The organism is Streptomyces sp. NPDC048297 (assembly GCF_043201585.1).
Taxonomy (GTDB): domain Bacteria; phylum Actinomycetota; class Actinomycetes; order Streptomycetales; family Streptomycetaceae; genus Streptomyces.
Genome location: NZ_JBICZA010000001.1, coordinates 430,144 through 454,593, shown reverse-complemented (window position 1 = coordinate 454,593; position 24,450 = coordinate 430,144). Strand labels below are relative to the sequence as shown.

Genomic DNA, 24,450 nt, shown 5'->3' with positions numbered 1-24,450 from the left:
CCGCCAGCGTTCGTCCTGAGCCAGGATCAAACTCTCCGTGAATGTTTTCCCGTGATCGGGATGAACACCACGAGAGCGGTGCGAGAGGAGGAATAGTCCTCTCGCACACAGCGTCCTCGCTGTGTTTTTTCAAAGGAACCTCGACCATCGGAATGTTCCGACGGACGGGGTATCAACATATCTGGCGTTGATTTTTGGCACGCTGTTGAGTTCTCAAGGAACGGTCGCTTCCTTTGTACTCACCCTCTCGGGCTTTCCTCCGGGCGCTTCCCTTCGGTCTTGCGTTTCCGACTCTATCAGATCTTTTCTCGACCCGATTTCCTCGGTGCTTTCCAGGTTTCCGCTCTCGCGTTTCCCTTTCCGGCGATCCAAAATCTATCAGGCTTTTTCCGTCTCTCTGACCACCGCACTGCAGGCATGCAGAAGGTGCCCCTGAGAGAGGATCCGATAACTTTGGGTGCTGCCGAGGAAGCACGCTTTCGCATCGCTCCGCCCCAAGCAGGAGTACGACTGTACACGCGGGCTCGGAGCACACGCAAATCGAGGAGGTTGGTGGTCTAGACCACTAGCTGGTAGCTTCTATACGGAACCGCCACTTCATCTGTCATACGCTGCTGCTCAGCACGCCGTCCGGGCAGGCAGTGACAGCCCGTATGCAGCTCCACTTCTTGGGAGGCTTCCCATGACCACCGTGACGTCCCCTCTTGCCGGACAGGCCATCGGACTGGCCGCGGTGCCGGATCCGGTCTTCTCCGGGGCCATGGTCGGCCCGGGTACCGCCATCGACCCCGCGCGTGAGCGTTCCGAGGCCGTGGCGCCCGTGGACGGCGTCATCGTTTCCCTGCACCCGCACGCCTTCGTCGTGGTCGACGCAAGTGGTCACGGCGTGCTGGTCCACCTCGGTATCGACACCGTCCAGCTCAACGGCGAGGGCTTCGAGTTGCTCGTCAACAAGGGCGACACAGTGGTGCGCGGTCAGAGCATCGTCCGTTGGGACCCCGCCGCGGTCGAGGCCGCGGGCAAGTCGCCGGTGTGCCCGGTCGTGGCGCTGGAGGCCACGGCCGAGTCCCTCTCCTCCGTCGTCGACAGCGGCGACGTGAAGACCGGCGACAGCCTCTTCTCCTGGAACTGATCGCCGCGCCGTCGTACGACGGCATAGGTACGGCACGCAGGAAGACCACCGCGGCGGCGGGACCTGCCGCACTATGGGAGACGGGTGAGATGGAGACAACGCTGCGAGGCGTCGGCGTGAGCCACGGTGTGGCGATCGGCGAGGTCAGGCACATGGGAACGGCGGTGCTGGAGCCGCCGGCCAAGCAGATCCCGGCCGAGGAGGCGGGGCGCGAGCAGGGGCGGGCGCGCCAGGCCGTGGACGCGGTGGCCGCTGATCTGACGGCGCGGGGCAACCTCGCGGGCGGTGAGGCCCAGGCCGTGCTCGAGGCGCAGGCCCTGATGGCCCAGGATCCCGAACTGATGGCGGACGTGGATCGGCGGATCGCGGTCGGCAGTACGGCGGAGCGCGCCGTGTACGACGCGTTCGCGGCCTACCGCGAGCTGCTGGCCGCGGCCGGGGAGTACCTCGCCGGCCGTGTGGCGGACCTCGATGACGTGCGGAACCGTATCGTCGCCCGCCTGCTCGGTGTCCCGATGCCGGGTGTCCCGGACAGTGACGAGCCCTATGTGCTCGTCGCCCGTGACCTGGCCCCGGCCGACACGGCGCTGCTGGACCCGACTCTGGTGCTCGGTTTCGTGACCGAGGAGGGCGGGCCGACCAGTCACAGCGCGATCCTGGCGCGTGCGCTGGGTGTGCCGGCCGTCGTGGCGCTGCCGGGTGCCGGTGAGCTGGCCGAAGGCACGGTGATCGCGGTCGACGGCAGCACCGGTGACATCTTCGTCGACCCGGGCGAGGAGCGTAAGGCGCAGCTGGAGGCCGCTGCCGCGGAGCGCAAGGCCGCTCTGGCCGCCTCGACCGGTCCGGGTGCCACGGCCGACGGGCACAAGGTGCCGTTGCTGGCCAACGTCGGCGGTCCGGCGGACGTGCCGGCGGCTGTGGAGGCCGGCGCCGAGGGTGTCGGTCTGTTCCGGACCGAGTTCCTGTTCCTGGACGACAGCAAGAACGCGCCGTCGCAGGAGAAGCAGGTGACGGCGTACCGGCAGGTGCTCGAGGCCTTCCCCGAAGGTCGTGTCGTGGTCCGTGTGCTGGACGCGGGTGCGGACAAACCGCTGGAGTTCCTGACGCCCGCCGACGAGCCGAACCCGGCGCTCGGCGTGCGGGGTCTGCGGACCCTGCTTGACCACCCCGACGTGCTGCGCACGCAGCTGACCGCGCTGGCGAAGGCCGCCGAGGGGCTGCCCGTCTACCTTGAGGTCATGGCGCCCATGGTGGCGGACCGTACGGACGCCAAGGCGTTCGCGGACGCCTGCCGGGACGCCGGGTTGCGGGCGAAGTTCGGCGCGATGGTGGAGATCCCGTCGGCCGCGCTGCGGGCGCGTTCGATCCTGCAGGAGGTCGAGTTCCTGTCGCTGGGCACGAACGACCTCGCGCAGTACACGTTCGCCGCGGACCGGCAGGTGGGTGCGGTGTCGCGGCTCCAGGACCCGTGGCATCCCGCGTTGCTCGACCTGGTCGCGTTGTCCGCGGAGTCGGCCAAGGCGGAGGGCAAGAGTTGCGGGGTGTGCGGTGAGGCCGCGTCCGATCCGTTGCTGGCCTGCGTGCTGACGGGTCTGGGGGTCACCTCCCTGTCGATGGGTGCGGCGTCGATCCCGTATGTGCGGGCGACTTTGGCGAAGTACACGCTGGCGCAGTGCGAGCGGGCGGCGTCGGCCGCGCGTGCGGTGGACAGCGCCGAGGAGGCGCGGGCCGCGGCTCGGGCGGTGCTCTCCGGCGAGTAGGCGTGCCGCACGGTGCGGAGCGCTCGCACGCTCGTACCGGTCGTCGGCCGCAGGGGCGTCCCGCCTTCGGGTGGGGCGCCCCTGGCGCGTTCAGTGGCCGTGTCCTGGCTTCTTCCTCTCCTCTGCGAGGTCGGGGGGTGCGCAGTAGTCGACGCCGGGCTCGGGTGGGACGAGGTCGCCGGTCTCGGCGTCGGTGCAGTAGGCGTCGAAGACTTCGGCGGCGGTGAGCGGTTCGAGTTCGCCGGCGCGCAGTCGCCACCCCTGGACGCGGTCGGGAGCGCCGGGAGTGCTGGTGCGCATGACGAGTCCGCCGGGGCTGTGGGTGGCCAGGCCGAGGGCGAGGACGCTGGTGAATTCGAGGGCTTCGGCCTCGTCCAGTTCTGTGGGGGCGTCCGGTTCTGCGGGGGCGTTGTCGCCCGTGTCCGCGTGGAGGACGGAGACGAGGGTTTCGGGTGGTCCGGAGACGCTGCAGACGAGGTGGCGGTCGCCGGGTGGTGCGGTGTCGAGGATGCGGACCAGAAGGTCGGCCGCACGGACGAAGGCCGCGCGGCCGATGTCCTCGCCGCAGCCGGGGCAGGGGCCGAGGCGGGTCAGAAGGGTGGTCGCGTACTCCCACGTGGCCTGTCGTACGGCTTCGTCGACGAGGGCGGGCAGGAGTGTGGTGAGCGGGCTGCCGTCGTAGGGGATGGTGGGGCCGGTGGCCGCGAGTTCCGCGGTGAAGTGGCCGCGGCTGGCCGGTGCTTCCGGGTCGAGGCCGGTGTCCGCGCAGAACCGGGCGAAGTCGTCGGGGTCGAAGAGCGCGAGTGTGGTGTGGCTGCCCTGCGCGGCCCGCGTTTTGAGGACGGTCTCCATCTGCTGGAGGTAGGTCGTGTGGTCGTCGAAGGTGAAGCTGCTGTAGCGCCGCATCGCGCGGAAGTCGTGCTCGTCGGTGAGCAGGCCGACGGTGCCGGCGATCTCGCGGCGCAGAACGCGTCGCATGGTCTGCTGGTCGGTATGCGCCATGTTTCCCCCTGTGCGCGGTCGATCATTGCTCACTCACCGTAACCGGGGGCACTGACAACGGGGTCCGGTGGAGCCGGCCTCGGGCTTCGCCGCCGTGCCGGGCGGGCGGGTCCGAGGCCGTCTGCGAGGGGGTGGGGACCTCTGGAACCCTTGGGCGTCAGGCGCGCTCGCGGGCCAGTTCCTCGAAGAAGCCGAGCAGGCCGAGGTTGTCGATGGAACCGGGATTGACGGCCTTCTCCAGCGGGGTGCCCTGCAGGAGGCGTTTGACCGGGACCTCGATGCGCTTGCCGGTGAGGGTGTGCGGGACGCCGGTGACCTCGATGATCTCGTCGGGCACGTGGCGGGGCGAGAGTTGCTCGCGGATGGTCCGCTTGACGCGGTCCACGAGCGCGTCGTCGAGGGTGGCACCGGGTACCAGGTGCACGAACAGGGGCATCCAGTAGCCGCCGTCCGGCTGCTCGATGCCGACGACCAGGGACTCCTTGATCTCGGGCAGGCGCTCGACCACCTCGTAGATGTCGGCCGAGCCCATGCGTACGCCCTGCCGGTTGAGGGTGGAGTCGGAGCGGCCGTGGATGATCACGGAGCCCCGCGAGGTGAGGGTGATCCAGTCGCCGTGGCGCCACACGCCGGGGTAGGTGTCGAAGTAACTGTCGTGGTAGCGGCTGCCGTCGGGGTCGTTCCAGAAGCGGATCGGCATCGAGGGCATGGGGTTGGTGACGACCAGCTCGCCCACCTCGTCGACGAGGGGCTTGCCGCTCGGGTCCCAGGACTGGAGGTCGGTGCCGAGGCCGGGTGCCTGGAGTTCGCCGGTGTACACCGGCAGGGTCGGTACGGCTCCCGCGAAGCAGGAGCAGACGTCGGTGCCGCCGCTGACGGACGCGATCCAGAGGTCGTCGCGGACCTCGTCGTGCAGCCAGCGGAAGCCGTCGGGGGGCAGGGGCGAGCCGGTGGTGGCCACGCACTGGACCGTGGAGAGGTCGAAGTCGCGGGAGGGGTGCACGCCGGCCTTGCGGCAGGCCATCACGTAGGCGGCCGAGGTGCCGTAGAGGGTGGCTCCGGTGCGTTCGGCGATCCGCCACTGGGCTCCCGTGTCGGGGTGGCCGGGGCTGCCGTCGTACAGGACGATCGTCGTTCCCGTGAGCAGGCCGGAGACGAGGAAGTTCCACATCATCCAGCCGGTCGACGTGTACCAGAAGAAGCGGTCCTCGGGGCCGAGGTCGCAGTGCAGGCCGAGTTGCTTGAGGTGTTCGACGAGGATGCCGCCCTGGGACTGGACGATGGCCTTGGGCAGGCCGGTCGTGCCGGAGGAGTACAGCACCCACAGCGGGTGGTCGAAGGGCACCTGCTCGAAGACGGGCTCCGTGTCCGCGGCCGTCAGCGCGAACCATTCGAGGGCACCCTGGGGTGCCTCGGTGCCGAGCAGCGGGATGTGGACGACGGCGCGCAGCGTCGGCAGTTCGCGGCGCAGCTCGGCGACGATCTCCCGGCGGTCGTGCTCCTTGCCGCCGTAGCGGTAGCCGTCGACGGTGAACAGGACGACGGGTTCGACCTGCTGGAAGCGGTCGAGGACGCTCCGGGCGCCGAAGTCGGGGGCGCAGGAGGTCCACACGGCGCCCACGGCGGCCGTGGCGAGGAAGGCGACGACGGCCTCGGGGATGTTGGGGAGGTAGCCGCTGACCCGGTCGCCGGGGCGTACGCCGAGGGCGCGCAGTTCGGCGGCCAGGGAGCCCACCTGGCGGCGCAGTTCGGTCCAGGTCACCGGGCGCGGCTCATGGGTCTCGTCGACGTGCAGGAGGGCCGGTTCGTCCGGTCGGCCGGCTGCGGCGCGCAGGGCGTGTTCGGCGTAGTTGAGGGTGGCTCCCGGGAACCACTGGGCGCCGGGCATCGAGCGATCGCCGAGCACGCGCGCGTAGGGCGCCGTGAAGCGGACGTCGAACCACTCCGTGACGGCTTTCCAGAAGGTGTCCAGTTCGTCGACGGACCACTGGTGCAGGGCCGGGTAACCGCCGTCGGCGGGGGCGCCGTGGTGCTCGGCGGCCCATGCCTGGAACCGGGTGATGCGGGCCTGGGCGATACGCTCGGGATCGGGCTGCCAGAGCGGCTGGGGGTTCGCGGTCGACATGGGGCTGCTCCCGGGCTGTGCGCGTCGTGGGCGTCGGACCGCGCACGGGCTGGGGTGTGCGCGTGACGCGGCTGACACGGACGATGCCATGTGATCGACTTCTACACCAGGGCGCGCCCCACATAATCCATGTCGTGAAGATGTGGTCCCAGCACGGGTGAACGGCAGTTGAACGGCACGCGCGCGTGGGGCGCTCAGTGGCAGGGTGAGCAGTATGGACGGTCGTGACCTGGTGGGTTCGATGGGTGGGGTCGGTTCGGGAAGGGCGGCTCAGAGGTTGCGGACCGTTCGCGCCGCGTGGCGCAGGAGGCGGATCGACGCCGCGGCGCTGCCGCCGCGGGGTGCCGAGCGCGCCCGGGTCCCCGGTCAGGTGCGGGATGCCGAGCCGGGTCCCGGGGGCGGTCTGATCCGTTTCGACCGGTCCGAGCTGAGGATCACCGTCACGGTCAGCGGGGCCGTCTTCTGGGGCTGGGACGGAGCGGGTCCCGAGCCGTCGTACGCGCTGGCCGGGGACCGTCCCGAGCCGGATCCGCGGGCGGTGCTGGAGCCGGACAAGGACGGCGGCTGGCGGGTCGTGGCGGAGCGGGTGACGGTGGCCGTCTCGCGGCACGGCGCGGTGGAGGTGCGCACGCCCGGCGGGGTGATGCTGCGCCGGGATCTGCCGCCGCGTTGGTGGGAGCCGGTCGGCGGGGGTGCGGCGCGGTGGATGCAGCGGTCCGAGGTGGCGGCGGACGCCCGGTTCTTCGGGCTGGGTGGGCGCGCGTCCGGGCCCCGGCTGCGCAACGGCAGGTACCGGCTGTGGAACACCGACCCGAGCCAGGCGTTCGGTCCCGGCGACGATCCGCTGTACCTGACCATGCCGGTGCAATTGGTGGTGGCCGACGCCGCGGCGCACCTGGTGTTCCACGACACCTCCTGGGACGGCACGGTGACCCTGCGGGAGGGCGAGGAGGGTGCGGGGTCCGGCCACGACCGGACGGGGCGGTGCGAGGTGCGGATGGACGGGGGTCCGCTGCGCTGCTGGGTGATGGTGGGCACCCCCGCGCGCGTGCTGCACGCGTGGGCCTCGCTGACGGGGGCGCCCGCGGTGCCGCCGGCCTGGGCGCTGGGGCACCATCACGCGCGGTGGGGCTTCGGCAGCGAGCAGGAGGTCCGCCGGATCGTGGCGGGCTATCAGGAGCACGGTCTGCCGCTGGACGCCGTCCACCTGGACATCGACCACTACGACGACCATCAGGTGTTCACCGTCGACCGGGAGCGCTTCCCCAAGCTCGCGGTGTTCGCCGAGGAGTTGCGCCGGGACGGGATCCGGCTGGTGTCGATCGTCGATCCGGCGGTGAAGGCGGCACCGGGCAACGCGGTGTACGACAGCGGGTCGGCGGTGGACGCCTTCGTGCGGGACGCCTCGGGGCGGACCGTGCGCGGCGAGGTGTGGGCCGGTGAGTCGGTCTTCCCCGATTTCACGGACGCGCGCGTGCGCGAGTGGTGGGGCGGGCTGTACCAGGAGCGGCTGGAGCAGGGCTTCGCGGGGTTCTGGCACGACATGAACGAGCCGACCTCGTTCAGCGCGTTCGGTGAGGGCACCCTGCCGCGTTCGGCGCGGCACGTCCTGGAGGGGCGCGGTGGCGACCATCGCGAGGCGCACAACGTGTACGCGCTCTGCATGGCTCGGGCGGGGTACGAGGGGCTGCGCGGGCTGTCGCCCGAGGAGCGGCCGTTCGTGTTCTCCCGGTCCGGCTGGGCGGGCATGCAGCGCTACGGGGGCACGTGGTCGGGGGACGTGGCGACGGGCTGGCCGGGGTTGCGGGCCTCCCTGTCGCTGGTGCTGGGGCTCGGTCTGTGCGGGGTGCCGTACTCGGGGCCGGACGTGGGCGGTTTCGACGGGAGTCCGTCGCCCGAGATGTATCTGCGGTGGTTCCAGCTCGGCGCGTACCTGCCGCTGTTCCGGACGCACGCGAGTCTGCGGGCCGGGCGCAGGGAGCCGTGGGAGTTCGGTCCGCAGGTGCTGGAGCACGCGCGCGTGTCGCTGCGCGAGCGCCGGCGTCTGCTGCCGTACTTCGTCACGCTGGCCCATCTGGCACGGCGGACCGGCGCTCCCTATGTGCGGCCGCTGTGGTGGGGGGCGCCGGAGGACCGCGCGCTGCGCGACTGTGAGGACGCGTTCCTGCTCGGTGACGCTCTGCTCGTGGCACCGGTCCTGGATCCCGGGGCCGACCGGCGTACGGTGCAGCTGCCGCGGGGCCGCTGGTACGACACGGTGACGGAGCAGGCCTACGAGGGGCCGGCGCAGGTGCTGGTGGACGCGCCGTTGTCGCGGATTCCGGTGCTCGCGCGCGCGGGTGCGGTCATTCCGGTGCGCGGCACCGACGGCGGGCTCGAACTGGAGGTGTGGGCGCCCGCCCGGGGACGGACCGGGGGCGGGCTGGTGGTGCCGGACCCGGGCGACGGCTGGGACGAACCGGAGGTCGAACGTTACGTCGCCCGGCGGCAGGGCCGGCAAGTGGTGGTCACCCGGGCGGGCAAGGACGGCGCGGCCGAACCGTCCTGCCCGGTGCGCGTGCGGGGTCTCGGCTGAGGGTCTGGTCTCAGAGGGTCTGGGCCCAGGTGGCCTGGGCTCCGACGGCCTGGCCCGGACGGCGTGGGCTCAGATGTACCGGCCCTCGAACCACGCCCGCACCGCAGCGGTGTGCAGCGGGAAGGCAAGTTCCTCAGGCCTGCGCAACAGGTGCCAGCCCTCGGTCTCGTCCGTCGCGGTCGACACCGGCAGCCCTTCGACGGGGCGTTCCGGGAGGCCTCCGAACAGGAGCAGGTGCCCGTCCGGTGAGCTCATGGCGTCCACGAGCCGTACGTCGCGGGCGGCGGCGTCGATGCCCGTCTCCTCCTTGAGTTCCCGGACGACGGCCTGCTTCCAGTCCTCCCGGTCGTCGATGTAGCCGCCGGGCAGCGCGATGCCGCCGCGCGCGGGCTCGATGGTGCGGGTGATGACGACCAGGGCCGTGCCCTTGGTGTCATACACGGGCTGCAGCGCGATCGCGACGGGCAGCGGATTGCGGTAGGCCACGGTTCCGCAGGACGGACAGGTGCGCGGCCAGCCGGAGATGCCTTCTCCATAGGGCGCTCCGCAGCTCGAACAGTGGGAGTCAGGCGCGGAGTTGGCAATTGGGTGCTGAATTTCGGACACGCGCGGACTGTATCCGATCAGAGGAAGGACGTCTTCCGCCAGTGCGGCACCACGAGACGATCGCGTTCCGTCCAGAGGGGCTGCCGGCCCCCCGTAGGCCCCGGCAGCCCCTCTGGTTACCAGGACGCCGGCAGGCGCCGCCTGGTTCAGCGGTGACGGGGACGCCTTCCGGCTTCTCGGCACACGCTGCGCGTCCTGCGCCACGGTCTTCTTCCCGCGCGAGGTGGCCTGGCAGTTGAGGGATGCCGCGGGCGACCGGCAGGTGGCGCAGGCGCGCATAGGGATCACGGCGAACCAGGGACTGTTCGGGCACGGATCGGCGGTGGTCGCGGTGCGGTGAGCGGGCCCAGACGGGAGCGCTGCGCAGGCTCGCTGCGACGGGGGTGCCGCGACAGGAGCGCTGCGGCAGGGGCACTGCGACAGGGGCACTGCGACAGGCGGGACGCAGGGGATTGTCCACGCTGTGTGACCACCTCGGAATCCTGCGTGAACGTCTTATGAACTGCCCCTGGGCGTACGCGCGTGGCGCCATCATGCTCCCGTGCCCTCCTGGACGGATACTCTCCGCTTCGCCTTCCAGCCGGTGGTCAATCTGACGACCGGCGCGATCGCCGCACTGGAGATACTCGCCCGCCCGGAGACCGGCGACATCCTGGCCGAGGCCCGTCGCAACCCCGAACTCGACAGCAAACTGATGGTGTTGGCGCTCCGCGCGGCGACGCGCAAGGAGACGCTGCTGCCGCTGCACCTGAACGTGTTCGCGGCCACGCTGGCCGACCTGGGCGGCCTGTCCCTGTTGCACGACGCCGTACGGGCAGCGGGCCGGATGCCCTGGGAGGTGACCCTCGACATCGTGCCGCCCTACACGCACGTGGCGCAGCCCGCGCTGCTGGAGGCGGTGCACACGCTGCGCGAAAAGGGGTTCCGGATCAGCGCGGACGGCATCGGTGACGGGGACGTACCCCTCAGGCTGCTCACCGACCTCTGTCCCGACCTGATCAAGCTCGACGCCTCGCTGCTGGCCCGGCCGGCCGCGGTCCGGGCCATGCGGACGCTCTGCGAGCAACTGGGTGCCCTGGTGGCCGTGGAGGGGGTGGAGACCGAGCTGCAGTGCGACGCCGCGGTGTCGGCCGGAGCGCAGCTGGCCCAGGGCGAGCTGTTCGCGCCACCGGCCCGGATACCGGCGGCGGACGTATACGTTCCGCCCCGCTCCCCCGGCGCCGTGGCGGTGCCCCGGTCGGGGCCGTCGGTCCGGGAGTTCGTGCGTCCCGCGGCCGTTCTTCCGGTGACGGCCCCGGCCGGACAGGTGCGCGCACTGCTGACCGGTTCCCCGGACGTCTCCGGAGTGCTGCTCGTGGACCAGACCGGGGCCCCCGTCCGGTCGGTGCACCGGTCGCGGTTCCTGCTGACGATGTCCGGCCGGTACGGGCACGCCCTCTACGCGGACCGGCCGGCCTTCAAACTGGGCGACCCGCCGCGCACGGTCGGTGTCGACGCGACCGCCTGGGAAGTGCTGGACGTCGTGGCGGTCGGCGGCCGGGACCGCACTTCGGACGACGTCGCGGTGGTGGACCGGCACGGCCGCTGCGTGGGTGTCGTACGGCTCGCGGACCTCGTGCGGGCGCTGGCGGAGAGCCGGGTGGAGGAGGCGGCCGGGCTCAACCCGCTGACCAGGCTGCCCGGTTCGGACGCCATCACCAGCGAGGTGGACCGGCACATCGCCGACGGGCGGGCCTTCGCGCTGAGCTGGCTGGACATCGACCACTTCAAGCAGGTCAACGACGGCTCCGGGTTCGCGGCGGGCGACGAGCTGATCCGCTCGGTGGGGCAGGCGTTGCGGGAGGCCGTGGCCGGGCCCGCGCACGTGGGCCACATCGGAGGGGACGACTTCCTGGTGCTGGCCGAGGAGGCGGCGCTCGATCCGCTGGTGGCCGCCGTGCTGGACGCACCCTGGTCGGCGGGCGGCCGTCCCGTCACGCTGTCCCTGGCCACCGTCGTGTGCGTGCCCGGCAGCGTGGCGGACCATCGGCAGGCCGCGGCGTACCTCGCTCCGCTGAAGCAGGCGGCCAAGGCGCTCAGGGGGGCCAGCTGGGTCCTCGGGCGCGCGGGGCTGCCCGGCCACGAGATCCGGCGCGGCCCCGGTCCCGCACCCGCCCAGGCGGGCTACGCGGCGGCCGAGCCGTTGGGCTGAACATCCCGTCGCGGGGCGGCCGTTGATCGTCCGCTCAGGGGAAGCAGCCCGCGACCGTCCAGCTGCCGGCAACCGCTGACATCGTTGCCGTCAGCGACCTTGACGGCCCCGGGACACCGGTGAAAACTTCCGGGTGTCAGCCGACACCGCCGTACATACGCGGCGTATTCAGGCACGCGTCGCGGGTCTTTCTCCTGCTCGACGGCCCGCTCGCCATGGGCGATCCGGCTGCCACGGCACGCTCGACACGGACGCCTGGCGGGGTGCGGGCACTTGCTGCCTTCGGCTGAAGTCGCCAAGGAATCAAGGAACCGTTCCTGCACAAAGGACCGGGACAGATCGCCCCGGCCGGCGCTAGGGGGTGTCGTTTGGATCAGGCCGGCCGGGACCGACAGTGCAGACCGGCCGACCCAAGCGAGGTCTGGTGCGTACAGATGCAAGGCGGAGGAGTGCGTCGACGCGATGGGGGGGTCCCCCGCGCGAGCGGAGCCGAGCGTGGGGGAGTCGGCGAGTGACGACAACGCCGCAGATGTGCGTGCCAGGGCCCGCGACGCCGGGATGATCCAAACGACATCCCCTAGGGAGCCGCCATGAGCAACGGAGACATATTCGTCGGCACCGCGATCCTGATCCTGTTCGGTGCCGGTGTCTGCGCCGCCGTCACGCTCAGACATTCCGAGGCGCGCGCCTCGGGGTGGATCGTCATCGCGTTCGGCTGGGGGTTCGGCGTGCTGGCGGGCGCGTACACGGCCGCCCCGCTCTCCGGTGGCCAGCTCAATCCCGCGGTCACCATCGGCATCGCCGTGGACACCGGGAAATGGGACAAGGTCTGGGTCTATCCGCTGGGCGAGACGGTCGGCGCCATACTCGGAGCCGTCCTCGCCTATCTGGTGTACCTCGCCCAGTTCCAGGCCAACGTCCGTAAGGAGGGCGACAGCGACAGCGACGGACCCGTGCCGACCCTCGGCATCTTCTCCACCGTCCCGGAGATCCGGAACCCGGTTGCCAACCTCCTCACGGAGATCATCGCGACGATCGCGCTCGTACTGCCGATCCTCGCCTTCGGGCTGACCGAGGGGCTCGGCGAGTCCGGCACCGCCGTGCTGGTCGTCTCGCTGCTGGTCGTCGGCATCGGCTGCTCCCTCGGCGGACCCACCGGCTACGCCATCAACCCGGCGCGTGACCTCGGCCCGCGCATCGTGCACACCTTCCTGCCGATCCCGAACAAGGGCACGTCCGACTGGGGTTACGCCTGGATCCCGGTCGCCGGCCCGCTGATCGGCGGGGCGCTCGCGGGCCTCGTCTACAACGCGGCCTTCTGACCCAGCGATCCCACCCAGCGACCCAGGGACAGCCATGACGGACACCGCCGAGAAGTACGTCGCCGCCATCGACCAGGGCACCACGTCCAGCCGCTGCATCATCTTCGACCACGGCGGCGCGATCGTCGCCGTCGACCAGCGTGAGCACCGGCAGATCTTCCCCAAGCCGGGCTGGGTGGAGCACGACGCCACCGAGATCTGGTCCAAGGTGCAGGCCGTGGTGGCCGGCGCGCTCGCCAAGGCCGGGCTGCGCGCCGACCGGCTCAGCGCCCTCGGCATCACCAACCAGCGGGAGACCACCGTCCTGTGGGACCGCGCCACGGGCAAACCCGTGCACAACGCGATCGTCTGGCAGGACACCCGGACCGCCGCCCTGTGCCACGAGCTGGCTGGCGCCGACGGCCAGGACCGCTTCCGCGACCGGACCGGACTGCCGCTCACCAGCTACTTCGCCGGGCCCAAGGCGGTCTGGCTGCTGGACAACGTGCCCGGTCTGCGCGATCGTGCCGAACGCGGCGAGATCGCCTTCGGCACGATCGACTCCTGGCTGATCTGGAACCTCACCGGCGGCACGGAGGGCGGCCGCCATGTCACCGACGTCACGAACGCCGGCCGCACCATGCTGATGAACCTCGACACCCTCCAGTGGGATCCCTCCCTCCTCTCCGCGATGAACGTGCCGCCCTCGGTCCTGCCTGAGATCAGGTCCTCCGCCGAGGTGTACGGCACCGCCGTCGGACAGCTCGACGGTGTGCCCGTGGCCTCGGCACTGGGCGACCAGCAGGCCGCCGTGTTCGGGCAGGCCTGTTACGACGTCGGCACCGCCAAGAACACCTACGGCACCGGCAGCTTCCTGCTGCTCAACACGGGCAACCGGCCGGTGCCGTCCAAGAACGGACTGCTGACGACGATGGGCTACAAGATCGGCGACGAGGCTCCGGTGTACTGCCTGGAGGGGTCCATAGCGATAACGGGCGCGCTGGTCCAATGGTTCCGCGACCAGCTCGGGATCATCCGCAGCGCCGACGAGATCGAGACCCTGGCGTCGAGCGTCGAGGACAACGGCGGCGCCTACATCGTGCCCGCCTTCTCCGGTCTGTTCGCCCCCTACTGGCGCTCGGACGCGCGCGGGGTGGTCACGGGACTCACCCGGTACGTCACCAAGGCCCATCTCGCGCGTGCGGTGCTGGAGGCCACGAGCTGGCAGACGCGCGAGGTCGTGGACGCCATGTACCAGGACTCTGGCGTACGGATCACGACGCTGAAGGTCGACGGCGGCATGACCCGGAACAACCTGCTCATGCAGCACCAGGCGGACGTCCTCGGCGTGCCGGTGATCCGGCCCCGGGTTTCCGAGACCACCTGTCTGGGCGCCGCCTACGCGGCCGGCCTCGCGACGGGTGTGTGGAACGACCTCGACGAGCTGAAGTCCCACTGGCAGAAGGACGCGGAGTGGACGCCCGCGATGGAGGCGTCGGTGCGCGAGCGCGAGTACGACAACTGGCGCAAGGCCGTGGAGAAGAGCCTCGGCTGGCTGGAGGAAGGCGTCGAGTAGCCGAGCGGGGTCTGCGCGCGGGCACGCGCGCGTGGGGCGATTTTGAGCCCCCGCGCGGGCGCCCTTCCAAGGACCACGGCCCGTACCCCTGTCGGCGGGGGTACGGGCCGTGCCTGGTTGGTCAGGTGGTGACGGCGAGCAGGCGGTGACAGGGAGTCAGGCGGTCACGTGGTGAGGGTGGTGACGGCCGGACGGCGGTGCGTGGCGGCGTATGCCATCGCGTGCTGGACGACACTGATGAGGACGTCCTTGGCCGACTCCCGATCACGGGCGTCGCACAGCACCACGGGCACGTCCTCGTCCAGGTCGAGGGCCTGGCGGACGTCCTGGGCCGGATAACGGGCCGCGCCTTCGAAACAGTTGACGCCGACGAGGAAGGGTATGGAGCGCCGCTCGAAGTAGTCGACGGCGGCGAAACAGTCCTCCAAGCGCCGCGTGTCCGCGAGGACGACGGCACCGAGCGCCCCCTCGGACAGCTCGTCCCACATGAACCAGAACCGTTCCTGTCCGGGCGTGCCGAACAGGTAGAGCACCAGGTCCTCGCGCAGGGTGATGCGGCCGAAGTCCATGGCCACGGTGGTCGTGTGCTTGCCCTCCACACCGCTGGTGTCGTCGACCGGGCGCCCGGCCTCGGTCAGCGACTCCTCGGTGCGCAGCGGCTTGATCTCGCTGACCGCGCCGACGAGGGTCGTCTTGCCCACGCCGAAGCCGCCGGCCACCAGGATCTTGAGCGTGACGGGCTCGACCGGGGGTGTGCCGCGCTCAGCTCGCTCGAGGACCATCGATCTCTTCTCCTGCTCGACGGGAATCGGGGGACGGCCGGCCGTAGCCGCCGCCACCGGGGGTTTCGATGACCAGGACGTCGCCGGGGCCGACGTCCGCGGAACCGCTTCCGCCGAGGTCGGTGACCGTTCCGTCGGCCCGCTCCACCCGGTTGGCGCCCAGCGCACCGGGTTCGCCGCCCGCCATCCCGTAGGGGGGCACACGGCGGTGCTGGGAGAGTGTGGAGACGGTCATGGGTTCCAGGAAGCGGATGCGGCGCACGGCTCCGTTCCCGCCGCGCCGGTGTCCGGCGCCGCCGCTGCCCGGCCGGACGGCGAACTCCTCCAGCCTGACGGGCAGTCGCCACTCCAGGACTTCGGGGTCGGTGAGCCGCGAGTTGGTCATGTGGGTCTGTACGACGTCGGCGCCGGGGAAGTCCTCGCCCGCTCCGGAACCGGAGGCCACGGTCTCGTAGTACTGGTGGCGGTCGTTGCCGAAGGTGACGTTGTTCATGGTCCCGGAGCCCTCGGCCTGGACGCCGAGCGCGGCGTAGAGGGCGCCGGTGATGGCCTGGGAGGTCTCGACGTTGCCGGCGACGACGGCGGCGGGCGGCTCGGGGGCGAGCATCGAGCCTGCCGGTACGACGATGTCCAGGGGGCGCAGGCAGCCGTCGTTGAGCGGGATGTCATCGGCGACCAGGGTGCGGAAGACGTAGAGGACAGCCGCGTTGACGACGGCGAACGGGGCGTTGAAGTTGGTGCCGAGCTGGGCGGAGGTGCCGGTGAAGTCGATGGTGGCGCGGCGCGCGGCCCGGTCGACGCGCACGCGGACGCGGATGAGCGCGCCCGAATCCGTCTCGTAGGCGTACTCCCCGTCGTCCAGGGCGTCGATGACGCGGCGGACCGCCTCCTCGGCGTTGTCCTGCACGTGCCGCATGTAGGCCTGGACGACGTCGAGGCCGAACTCCTCGATCATGCGGCGGACTTCGTCGACGCCCTTCTGGTTGGCGGCGATCTGGGCGCGCAGGTCGGCGAGGTTGGTGCGGACGTTGCGGGAGGGGTAGGGCACCTCGGTGAGGAGCCGGCGTGTCTCCTCCTCGCGGAAGCGGCCGTTCTGGGCGAGCAGCCAGTTGTCGAAGAGGACGCCCTCCTCGTCGATGGTGCGGCTGTGCGCCGGCATGGAGCCCGGGGCGATCCCGCCGATCTCGGCGTGGTGGCCGCGTGAGGCGACGTAGAAGAGGATCTCGGGCTCACTCTCCGTGTCCGTCGCGGAGTCGGTGTCGAAGACCGGGGTGATCACCGTGACGTCGGGCAGGTGGGTGCCGCCGTGGTACGGGTCGTTGACGGCGTAGGTGTCCCCCGGCCGCATCGCGGTGCCGCGGCGGCGGATGACCTCCTTGACGCTGGTCCCCATCGAGCCCAGGTGGACGGGGATGTGGGGCGCGTTGGCCACGAGGTTCCCGTCGGGATCGAACAGGGCGCAGGAGAAGTCCAGGCGCTCCTTGATGTTCACGGACTGGGCCGTGGACTCCAGCCGGGCACCCATCTGTTCGGCGATGGACATGAAGAGGTTGTTGAAGACCTCAAGCAGAACGGGATCAATTTCTGTGCCGAGGCTGGAACTCTCCGTGACCGTCATGCGTTCCATGACCAGATGCCCGTCGTCGGTCGCCACGGCACGCCAGCCGTCGTCGACGACGGTGGTGGCGCCGGCCTCGGTGATGACCGCGGGGCCGGTGACGGTGTCGCCGGGAGGAAGGCCCTCACGGCGGCGAAGGGGTACGTCGTGCCAGGCGCCGCCGGTGTGGAGGCGGACGGATTCGGGGGCTGTGGGGTGGCCCTCGTAGGGGGCGAGGGCGGAGAGATCGGGGGGTGCGGTGATGCCGGTGGCTTCGACGGAGAGGGCTTCGACGACGACCGGACGGTCGAGGGTGAAGGAGTACGTGGCGCGATGACGTTCTTCGAAGGCGTGCTTCATGGTGTCGGGCTCGGTCAGCTCGACGGTGAGAGCGGTGTCGGTGCCGTCGTAGCGGAGCTGGGCGCGGCGGACGACCTCGATGCGGTCCTGCGGGACGTCCTCGGCGAGGAGTTCGGCTCGGGCGGCGCCCTCCAGGTCGTCGGCCGTCTTACGGATGCCGGGCATCGAGGCGGCCTCCAGAGAGACCTCGACGGACTGTTCGCGCATCGCCGTGGTGTCGGCGAGGCCGATTCCGAGCGCGGAGAGGACTCCGGCCATGGGGGGTACGAGGACGGTGCGGATGCCAAGCGAGTCGGCGACCCTGCACGCGTGCTGGCCGCCCGCCCCGCCGAAGGTGGTGAGGGCGTAGCGGGTGACGTCGTGGCCCTTCTGGACGGAGATCCGCTTCACGGCGTTGGCGACGTTGGCGACGGCGATCTGCAGGTATCCCTCGGCCACCTGTTCGGGGGTGCGGTCGTCACCGGTCCGCTCGCGGATGTCGTGCGCGAGGGCGGTGAACCGGTCGCGGACGATGTCGGCGTCCAGGGGCTGGTCGCCGTCGGGTCCGAACACCGGTGGGAAGTGGGCGGGCTGGATCCGGCCGAGCATCACGTTGGCGTCCGTGACGGTGAGGGGGCCGCCCGCGCGGTAGCAGGCGGGTCCGGGGTCGGCGCCGGCGGAGTCGGGGCCCACGCGGTAGCGGGAGCCGTCGAAGTGCAGGACGGAGCCGCCGCCCGCGGCGACGGTGTGGATGTCCAGCATCGGGGCGCGCAGCCGGACGCCGGCGATCCGGGCGGTGAAGACACGCTCGTACTCGCCGGCGAAGTGGGAGACGTCGGTGGAGGTGCCGCCCATGTCGAAGCCGATGACGCGGTCGAAGCCGGCGCGCTGCGACATCCGGGCCATGCCGACGATCCCGCCGGCCGGCCCGGACAGGATGGCGTCCTTGCCGCGGAACTGTCCGGCCTCGGCGAGCCCGCCGTTGGACTGCATGAACATCAGCCGCACGTCGCGCAGTTCGTCGGCGACGTGCCGCACGTAGCGGCGCAGCACCGGCGACAGGTAGGCGTCGACGACGGCGGTGTCCCCGCGCGGTACGAGCTTCATCAGGGGGCTGACCTCGCTGGACAGCGAGATCTGCGGGAAGCCGATGCGCGCGGCGAGATCCCCGATCGCACGTTCGTGGGCCGGGTGGAGGTGACTGTGGAGACAGACGACGGCGACGGCGTGGATCCCGTCGTCGTAGGCCTGCCGGAGGGGGCCCGACAGCGCGTCCAGGTCGGGGGTCCTCAGGACGGTGCCGTCGGCGGCGATCCGCTCGTCGACCTCGGCCACCCGTTCGTACAGCAGCTCGGGCAGCTCGATGCGGCGGGCGAAGATGTGCGGGCGGTTCTGGTAGGCGATACGCAGGGCGTCCCGGAAGCCGCGGGTGATCACCAGCAGCGTGCGCTCGCCCTTGCGCTCCAGCAGCGCGTTGGTGGCGACGGTGGTGCCCATGCGGACGGCGTCGACGGGCTCGCGGGAGGTCCCGAGGAGTTCGCGTACACCGGCGACGGCCGCGTCGGCGTACCGCGCCGGGTTGTCGGACAGCAGCTTGTGCGTGAGCAGCCGGCCGTCCGGACGACGCGCGACGATGTCCGTGAAGGTGCCGCCTCGGTCGACCCAGAACTGCCAGCCTGTCACGTCACCACTCCGCTTCCACGCCGGTCACAGGGCCCGCAGGCCGTTGATCACGTCGCGCAGAATACTCTCGTCCGGCAGCTCCGCCGGGGGTACCGGGCGCGTCACATGGACGAGTTCGGCGTCCACGAGGTCGCCGATGAGGACGCGCACCACACCGATGGGCAGGTCGAGTTCCGCGGCGATCTCGGCGACCGACTGGGGTGCCGTGCGGCAGAGCCCGACGATCTCCACCTGTTCCGGGGCGAGCGTCGGGTCCGCCTCCGGATCGCCCGCACCGGGTTCCGTGGCGACCACCGCGATCAGGTCGAGACGATGCTGACCGGGGCTCGTGGTGCGGCCGCGTGTCATGGCGTAGGGACGGACGACCGGTCCGGCGTCGTCGTCGAACCAGTGTCCTGTTCCCTGACCGTCTGCGCTCATGACATCCCACTACCCGCCTGCGGGCAGATCGGTGCGCGGAGCGGCGCCCAGATGCACGCCGACCCGCTTGACCAGCAGTGTCATCTCGTAGGCGACCTGACCGACGTCGGAGTCGGCGTCCGAGAGGACCGCGAGGCAGCTGCCGTCGCCGGCCGCCGTCACGAACAGGAAGGCGTCGTCGAGTTCGACGACGGTCTGCCGGACGGTGCCCGCGTCGAAGTGGCGGCCTACGCCCTTGGCCAGGCTGTGGAAGCCGGACGCAACAGCGGCGAGGTGCTCGCTGTCCTCCCTGGTCAGGTCCTTGGACACCCCCGTGGCCAGGCCGTCGCCGGAGAGCACGACGGCCTTGCGGATGCTCGCGACCCGGTCGACGAGGTCGTCGAGGAGCCAGTTCAGCTCGCCGTCGTTCGTGGTCGAGCGGTCGGTCGCCTTTGGTGCGGTCATCGGCCGTCCCCCTTTGTCGTTCCTTGTGCTGAGCCGTTGCGGGCGTCGCCCGCGGCGTTCTCCTCACGGCCACGCTGCCAGCCGCGCTGGAGCGATGCCATGCGGCCGCGGACCTCGTCGGCGTCTCGATCGGCCGGGCGGTCCGTGGGTTCGGTGCGTTGTTCGGGGCCCTGCTTCAGCTGCGGCGCCAGGCTGGCCTGTCGTACGCGCCGGGGCAGCGGGCCGGTGCCGGAGGCGGGCTGTGCCGGCGCGTCACCGCCGGTGAGCGGGGTGCCGGCGCTCGGGCCGGCTCCGGGGGTGACCTCCGGGGGCGGGGGCCGTCGGGGCAGTGCGGGGACCGGGGAGGTCTCGTCCGGACCGGTCCCGGGAGTGGCCGGGCGCTCGCCGAAGGCCTGCTGGCGCTCGTCGACAGCCGGTGTGCGCCCGTCAACCACCGACTGGCGCTCGCCGAGGGCCGACGTACGCTCGCCGCCGGCCGGTGTGCGCTCATCGCCGCGACCGGTGCGGCCCTGGGCCCTGCGCACCGCGTCACCGCGGCGACGGGCCGGCAGCGGGGGCGGACCGCTCGCTGCCGGACGGCTCGTGGTGTCCTCGGCGAGCGCGTCCGCCGGCTCGCCCGCGTCGTCGTGCCGGGTCCGCGGGTCGGTGACGGACTTGCCGTGCGAGCTGACCAGCTTGGGCGTCTGCCGCCGGGGCAGTGGTACGGGCCCCGGGAGCCGGTTGTCGGCCGCACCGTCGTCGGCGCGCAGGGGGGCGGGCTGATGGAGCTGATCGACAGGCCGGGTGGCGGTGGAACGGTCGTCGGCGGAGGCGAGGGAGCGACGAGGGCGGAACAGCCCGCCGCGCTCGCTGTCCTCGTCCGTCAGCGCACCCGGGAAGTCGGTGAGGGCGTCGAGGTCGACCGGTGCTCCCAGCTCGACCGGGCCGTCCAGCAGGGAGGTCGGCACGCCGGGGAGCTGCGGTGCCTGCGAGCGGGTGACGGTGCGGCCGGACGGTTGCCCGGCGTGCTTCGAGGACCGGTCCCGGTCGAGGCGGAAGCCGACGCCGTTGGTGTCCGGGACGTCGTCGCTGAGCAGCGCGTCAGGGATGAGGACGACGGCGGTGGTACCACCGTACGGGGAGGGCTGCAGGGAGACCCGGACGTTCTGCCGCTGCGCGAGCCGGCTGACCACGAACAGGCCGAGCCGGTCGGTGTCGGAGAGTTCGAACTCGGGGGTCTCGGCGAGCCGGAGGTTGGCGTCCAGCAGGGTCTCGGCCGTCATGCCGAGACCGCGGTCGTGGATCTCCAGGGTGAAGCCGTTGGCGACCCGCTCGCCGAAGACCTGGACGGCGGTGTGCGGGGGCGAGAAGACCGTGGCGTTCTCCAGGAGTTCGGCCACGAGGTGGGTGAGGTCGGCGACGGCGGGACCGGTGACGGCGACCCGGGGCAGGCGGCGGACCTCGACGCGTTCGTAGTCCTCGACCTCGGCGACGGCGGCGCGCACGACGTCCATCAGCTGCACCGGGCGGCGCCACTGCCGCGACGGTGCGGCGCCGGAGAGGATCACCAGGCCCTCGGCGTGCCGGCGCATGCGGGTGGTGAGGTGGTCCAGGCGGAAGAGGTCGGCGAGTTCGTCGGTGTCCTCGGTCCGGCGTTCCATGGTGTCGAGCAGGGTGAGCTGCTTGTGCAGCAGCACCTGGCTGCGGCGGGCGAGGTTGACGAAGACCTCGGAGACACCGGCGCGGAGTTCGGCCTGCTTGACGGCGGCTTCGACGGCGGCGCGCTGGAGGGTGTTGAGGGCCTGGCCGACCTCGCCGATCTCGTTCTTGTCGTACTCCAGACGGGGCACCTCGGTCTCGACGTCGACCTGTTCGCCGGTGGAGAGGCGGCGCATCACGCTGGGCAGCCGGACACCGGACGCCTCGTGCGCCTCCAGGCGCAGCTGCCGCAGGTCGCGGACGAGGCTGCGGCCGATGCGTACGGACAGGACGATGGAGAACAGGAGGGCGGCGAGGCCGAGGAGGCCGGCGACGGCCGCCTGTGCGATGACGCCGAAGGCCACGGGACGCATGCGGTCCGTGAAGCGGTTGCCGGCCTGGTCGTCGAGTTTGCCGAGGTCGTCGAGGACGCCGGCCGCGGTGGAGTCCCAGCTTTTGGCGGTGACGCCGCGGGGGGTTCCGGAATCGGTGTCGATGGCGGTCTGTTCGGCCATGCGCAGCGGGGCCGTGGTGGCGTTGCTCCAGAAGCGTTCGTAGCGTTCGCGCTCCGCGGCGGGCAGCAGCGGGAGGCTGATGTCGTACAGGAGGGTGCGCTGGGCGACGAGGTCGGAGATGTCACGGGTCTCGTCGTGCGAGAGCCTGCCGACCACCAGCGCGGAGCCGAGCAGGGCGTCCTCGCGGGCGAGCAGTTCACGGGCGCGGGTGATGTTGACCAGGGCGCCGGACTGCTTGTTCATCTGGACGTCGTCGATGTTGTCGAGAGCCGCGAGCAGGGAGTAGCACGGGTCGACGAGGCGGTTGTAGAAGTCGTAGGCCTGAACGCGCGTCACCGATCGCTCCTCGACGTTCCGGCGCAGGGTGTCGAGGCCGTCGAAGCCTTCCAGGAGGGTGGTGAGGCGCTCTTTGTCGGCCGCGTCCAGGCCGTCGAGGATGTCGTGGTTCCGGGCGTTGCCGCGGATCTCGGCGATGGCGCGGTCGCTGGACGTGCGGGTGCGGTGCAGTGCGGACAGAGCATCGGCCGCGCGGGGGTCGGCGAGGTAGACGAGGGTCTGACGGCGCTCCTGCTGCAGCACGCGGACGGTGTCCTCGGTGGGGTAGCCGATGTCCTGGACGACATCGGACACGCTGAAGAGCTGCGCGGCTTCACGCCCCGTGAGTACCGTGGCGAAACCCCAGATGGCGGCCAGGGACACCAGCGGCACGAGAAGCAGCGCCACGATCTTCCGGCGGATCGACTTCCCGCGAAAGCGCATGGCCTCCCCCAGCTCGACCCCCGTCGGCCGGGGGTACATGTCCGCCTACAAACGGCGCGAGCCTACTACCGCCTCACAGTTAACTCGAAGACTTGTCCGGAGATTGAACTCCCGCATCAGCGAAAGGACATGGCGACTTGTCCGGAGATGATGGGAGATCGCCGCCACGGCACGCGGGTCCCCGGGAACACCGACCGAAGCGGTACGGACAGTCGATCGACCGAAATTTTTCGCAGGACGGGAATCTTCGGGGCGAGTCGTTCGTCCCTCTCCATAGGTAATGGGGGGCGGAATCGGCCACAGGCGCCGCATTCCGCGTCCCGGCCGCGTAAATGAGCGCAAGCCGGGCAGCCACTGGGGGTCGGTGCCTTCGGGCACCGGGGCGAGCGGTCTGCCTGCGGTGGGGAGTGACACGGTGATGGGCACGGCGGAGCGGCGCGAGGCGCCCGAGGAGAGCATGTACCCGCGCTCGGCGGTGTGGCGGGAGCGGGAGGCGCCCATGGGCGGCATTCCGGCGAGCCGGCAGGCCGGGGAGCACGCGTCGCGGTCCACTGACGCGCGGACGTCGCCGTACCGGCCGCTGTGGGTCGAGGAGCCCGCACGGCGGCACCCGATGCCCGACCCGGTGCGCACGGCGGCGGTGCGGGCGGTGCTGATCGTCGCGGTGACGCTGATCCAGGCCATGGTGGCGTTCCTGTGCACACTGGCCGGGTCCTGGCTCGCGTTCCCGATGATGATCAGCAGTCTTGCCGCCACGGTGGTGGCCACCTGGGTGGTGGTCGATGTCTGGGTGACCCGCCAGGTGTGGAACCAGCGCAACGGCGTGGTCTCCGAGCCGAGCAGCACGGCCCGGTCGCTCCGCCGGGAGCGCCGTGCCGCCCGGCGACGGGAGCGGTCCGCCCAGCGGGATCAGGAGCGGATACCCCAGCCCGGCGACACCGGGCAGTTGTCCCACTCCTGAACCTCGCATCCTGATCTCACAGCACAGCCGGCTCCGCCTTCCTCTGTTCCCGCCCGAGTTCCCGCCGGGCGCGCATGAAGGCGCGGGGGCGGTCCACGGAGAGCACGGCGACCGTACGGCCGTCGCGCCCGTAGTCGGGCCAGGAAACCGTCCTCGCCGGGGGCGCAGGTGGTGAAGTGACCCTCCGTCACCTGGACGGTGTCGCCGTCGCGGTGCAACGACGTCGGCCGGCGGGGTGCGGCCGTCGGCGAGGTCGACGGCGCTGACCGAAACGGCGCCACGCAGGCCTGCCACACCGGTGCCGGTGACCAGATCGATTCCGCCGCAGCGGTGCAGAGCGGCGCACACGGAGGCCATCCGCGCACCGAGTTGGGGAACCAGCGGGAGCCGGGCGGCTTCGACGACCGTGACGTCGTGGCCGAGTTCGGCGCACGAGGAGGCGGTCTCGGCGCCGATGAAGCCGCCTCCGATGACCACGACCCGGCGTGGACTCCGGGTGAGGTCGGTGCGCAGGGCGCGGGGCGTCGTCCAGGGTGCGCAGCGTGTGGACCCCGGCGAGGGCGGCGCCGGGCAGGCGGCGGGCGGCGCCGGGCAGGCGGCGGGCCGTGGAGCCGGTCGCGATGACGGGGCCGTCGGTGGGCACCGTACGGCCGTCGTCCAGGAGCAGGGTGCTGCCGCGGGTGTCGAGACCGCGGGCGCGGACACCGAGCAGCCACTCGGCGTCGAGTCCGGCTGTCTCGTCGGCGTCGGTGAGGGCGATCCCGTCCTCGTCGGCGCGGCCGGTCAGGAAGTCAGCGTGGCGAAGTCCTGCGGCGACGGAGGGGGCCGGTACGGGGGCGAGCGCCACGGGCACGGTTAAAGGAGCTGCCGGTGCGAAGGCGGCCGGCACGGCGAGAGGAGCGGTAGCCGCGCAGACGGGCGAGGCCTGCGGGGCGGACGGCGAGACCCGCGCGCAGGAGGGCGGAGCCGACACGGCGGGAGGAGAGAGCAGTACGGTGGTGGGCC

At 71.4% G+C, this 24,450-nt stretch carries 16 protein-coding genes and 2 pseudogenes; 9 read left to right on the top strand and 9 right to left on the bottom strand.

What is annotated here, in order from left to right; genetic code table 11:
• Nucleotides 1-682: 682 nt before the first annotated feature.
• Together ACGFYV_RS02060 and ptsP are read left to right on the top strand one after the other, a co-directional pair.
• Nucleotides 683-1,132: a PTS glucose transporter subunit IIA gene (locus ACGFYV_RS02060; RefSeq protein WP_393876371.1), complete on the top strand. Its 450-nt coding sequence runs from the start codon at nucleotides 683-685 to the stop codon at nucleotides 1,130-1,132.
• A gap of 89 nt (nucleotides 1,133-1,221) precedes the next feature.
• Complete coding sequence (ptsP, locus tag ACGFYV_RS02055; protein WP_393876370.1) at nucleotides 1,222-2,892, top strand: phosphoenolpyruvate--protein phosphotransferase; 1,671 nt, start codon at nucleotides 1,222-1,224, stop codon at nucleotides 2,890-2,892.
• Nucleotides 2,893-2,982: 90 nt separating this feature from the next.
• Here ptsP and ACGFYV_RS02050 read toward each other — a convergent pair whose 3' ends face one another.
• Both ACGFYV_RS02050 and ACGFYV_RS02045 read right to left on the bottom strand, forming a co-directional pair.
• Complete coding sequence (locus ACGFYV_RS02050; RefSeq protein ID WP_393876369.1) at nucleotides 2,983-3,894, bottom strand: hypothetical protein; 912 nt, start codon at nucleotides 3,892-3,894, stop codon at nucleotides 2,983-2,985.
• 157 nt (nucleotides 3,895-4,051) lie between these two features.
• Nucleotides 4,052-6,019 (bottom strand): acetoacetate--CoA ligase, encoded by a 1,968-nt coding sequence (locus ACGFYV_RS02045; protein WP_393876368.1) that lies wholly within the window; start codon nucleotides 6,017-6,019, stop codon nucleotides 4,052-4,054.
• A 214-nt stretch (nucleotides 6,020-6,233) separates the two neighbouring features.
• Here ACGFYV_RS02045 and ACGFYV_RS02040 point away from each other — a divergent pair, with 214 nt between their 5' ends.
• Nucleotides 6,234-8,594, top strand: a complete 2,361-nt coding sequence (locus ACGFYV_RS02040) for a glycoside hydrolase family 31 protein (RefSeq protein ID WP_393876367.1) — start codon at nucleotides 6,234-6,236, stop codon at nucleotides 8,592-8,594.
• A gap of 69 nt (nucleotides 8,595-8,663) precedes the next feature.
• Here the strand turns inward: ACGFYV_RS02040 and ACGFYV_RS02035 are convergent, their stop codons facing one another.
• On the bottom strand, nucleotides 8,664-9,200 hold the full coding sequence (locus tag ACGFYV_RS02035) for an NUDIX domain-containing protein (protein WP_393876366.1): 537 nt from the start codon (nucleotides 9,198-9,200) through the stop codon (nucleotides 8,664-8,666).
• 112 nt (nucleotides 9,201-9,312) lie between these two features.
• On the opposite strand from ACGFYV_RS02035, the pseudogene ACGFYV_RS02030 reads away from it, so the two are divergent.
• The 4 genes and pseudogenes from ACGFYV_RS02030 to glpK form a co-directional block, all read left to right on the top strand.
• Nucleotides 9,313-9,427, top strand: a pseudogene (locus tag ACGFYV_RS02030) (zinc ribbon domain-containing protein); the annotation flags it as partial.
• A gap of 314 nt (nucleotides 9,428-9,741) precedes the next feature.
• Nucleotides 9,742-11,391, top strand: a complete 1,650-nt coding sequence (locus ACGFYV_RS02025; protein ID WP_393876365.1) for a GGDEF domain-containing protein — start codon at nucleotides 9,742-9,744, stop codon at nucleotides 11,389-11,391.
• Between the two features lie 590 nt (nucleotides 11,392-11,981).
• Nucleotides 11,982-12,713 (top strand): MIP/aquaporin family protein, encoded by a 732-nt coding sequence (locus ACGFYV_RS02020; RefSeq protein ID WP_393876364.1) that lies wholly within the window; start codon nucleotides 11,982-11,984, stop codon nucleotides 12,711-12,713.
• A gap of 34 nt (nucleotides 12,714-12,747) precedes the next feature.
• Nucleotides 12,748-14,268 (top strand): glycerol kinase GlpK, encoded by a 1,521-nt coding sequence (gene glpK, locus ACGFYV_RS02015; RefSeq protein WP_393876363.1) that lies wholly within the window; start codon nucleotides 12,748-12,750, stop codon nucleotides 14,266-14,268.
• A 164-nt stretch (nucleotides 14,269-14,432) separates the two neighbouring features.
• Here glpK and ACGFYV_RS02010 read toward each other — a convergent pair whose 3' ends face one another.
• Genes ACGFYV_RS02010 through ACGFYV_RS01990 form a run of 5 tightly spaced genes read right to left on the bottom strand, consistent with a single transcriptional unit; the run spans nucleotide 14,433 to nucleotide 22,484 of the window.
• Nucleotides 14,433-15,050: an ATP/GTP-binding protein gene (locus ACGFYV_RS02010; protein WP_393876362.1), complete on the bottom strand. Its 618-nt coding sequence runs from the start codon at nucleotides 15,048-15,050 to the stop codon at nucleotides 14,433-14,435.
• Nucleotides 15,031-18,669 (bottom strand): hydantoinase B/oxoprolinase family protein, encoded by a 3,639-nt coding sequence (locus ACGFYV_RS02005; RefSeq protein ID WP_393876361.1) that lies wholly within the window; start codon nucleotides 18,667-18,669, stop codon nucleotides 15,031-15,033. Before ACGFYV_RS02005 ends, ACGFYV_RS02010 begins: the two co-directional genes overlap by 20 nt.
• 24 nt (nucleotides 18,670-18,693) lie before the next feature.
• Nucleotides 18,694-19,089, bottom strand: coding sequence for a DUF742 domain-containing protein (locus ACGFYV_RS02000; protein WP_393876360.1), 396 nt, complete (start codon nucleotides 19,087-19,089; stop codon nucleotides 18,694-18,696).
• 9 nt (nucleotides 19,090-19,098) lie between these two features.
• Nucleotides 19,099-19,533, bottom strand: coding sequence for a roadblock/LC7 domain-containing protein (locus ACGFYV_RS01995; RefSeq protein WP_393876359.1), 435 nt, complete (start codon nucleotides 19,531-19,533; stop codon nucleotides 19,099-19,101).
• The gene (locus ACGFYV_RS01990) at nucleotides 19,530-22,484 is read right to left on the bottom strand and encodes a nitrate- and nitrite sensing domain-containing protein (protein WP_393876358.1); all 2,955 of its coding nucleotides are present in this window, start codon (nucleotides 22,482-22,484) and stop codon (nucleotides 19,530-19,532) included. Before ACGFYV_RS01990 ends, ACGFYV_RS01995 begins: the two co-directional genes overlap by 4 nt.
• A 418-nt stretch (nucleotides 22,485-22,902) precedes the next feature.
• Here ACGFYV_RS01990 and ACGFYV_RS01985 point away from each other — a divergent pair, with 418 nt between their 5' ends.
• On the top strand, nucleotides 22,903-23,445 hold the full coding sequence (locus ACGFYV_RS01985) for a hypothetical protein (protein WP_393876391.1): 543 nt from the start codon (nucleotides 22,903-22,905) through the stop codon (nucleotides 23,443-23,445).
• Nucleotides 23,446-23,721: 276 nt separating this feature from the next.
• Here the strand turns inward: ACGFYV_RS01985 and ACGFYV_RS01980 are convergent.
• Nucleotides 23,722-23,922: pseudogene (locus ACGFYV_RS01980) on the bottom strand (NAD-binding protein); the annotation flags it as partial.
• Here ACGFYV_RS01980 and ACGFYV_RS01975 point away from each other — a divergent pair.
• Nucleotides 23,915-24,304 (top strand): hypothetical protein, encoded by a 390-nt coding sequence (locus tag ACGFYV_RS01975; RefSeq protein ID WP_393876357.1) that lies wholly within the window; start codon nucleotides 23,915-23,917, stop codon nucleotides 24,302-24,304. The pseudogene ACGFYV_RS01980 and the gene ACGFYV_RS01975 sit on opposite strands and share 8 nt — an antisense overlap.
• Nucleotides 24,305-24,450: the final 146 nt, after the last annotated feature.

Excerpts from the sequence above, each read along its gene's own strand:
- ACGFYV_RS02045 (WP_393876368.1), bottom strand. The coding sequence starts at position 6,019 with ATGTCGACCGCGAACCCCCAGCCGCTCTGGCAGCCCGATCCCGAGCGT.
- ptsP (WP_393876370.1), top strand. The coding sequence starts at position 1,222 with ATGGAGACAACGCTGCGAGGCGTCGGCGTGAGCCACGGTGTGGCGATC.
- ACGFYV_RS02060 (WP_393876371.1), top strand. The coding sequence starts at position 683 with ATGACCACCGTGACGTCCCCTCTTGCCGGACAGGCCATCGGACTGGCC.
- ACGFYV_RS01985 (WP_393876391.1), top strand. The coding sequence starts at position 22,903 with ATGGGCACGGCGGAGCGGCGCGAGGCGCCCGAGGAGAGCATGTACCCG.
- ACGFYV_RS02020 (WP_393876364.1), top strand. The coding sequence starts at position 11,982 with ATGAGCAACGGAGACATATTCGTCGGCACCGCGATCCTGATCCTGTTC.
- ACGFYV_RS02050 (WP_393876369.1), bottom strand. The coding sequence starts at position 3,894 with ATGGCGCATACCGACCAGCAGACCATGCGACGCGTTCTGCGCCGCGAG.
- ACGFYV_RS02010 (WP_393876362.1), bottom strand. The coding sequence starts at position 15,050 with ATGGTCCTCGAGCGAGCTGAGCGCGGCACACCCCCGGTCGAGCCCGTC.
- ACGFYV_RS01995 (WP_393876359.1), bottom strand. The coding sequence starts at position 19,533 with ATGACCGCACCAAAGGCGACCGACCGCTCGACCACGAACGACGGCGAG.
- ACGFYV_RS02000 (WP_393876360.1), bottom strand. The coding sequence starts at position 19,089 with ATGAGCGCAGACGGTCAGGGAACAGGACACTGGTTCGACGACGACGCC.
- glpK (WP_393876363.1), top strand. The coding sequence starts at position 12,748 with ATGACGGACACCGCCGAGAAGTACGTCGCCGCCATCGACCAGGGCACC.
- ACGFYV_RS01975 (WP_393876357.1), top strand. The coding sequence starts at position 23,915 with ATGACCACGACCCGGCGTGGACTCCGGGTGAGGTCGGTGCGCAGGGCG.
- ACGFYV_RS02040 (WP_393876367.1), top strand. The coding sequence starts at position 6,234 with ATGGACGGTCGTGACCTGGTGGGTTCGATGGGTGGGGTCGGTTCGGGA.
- ACGFYV_RS01990 (WP_393876358.1), bottom strand. The coding sequence starts at position 22,484 with ATGCGCTTTCGCGGGAAGTCGATCCGCCGGAAGATCGTGGCGCTGCTT.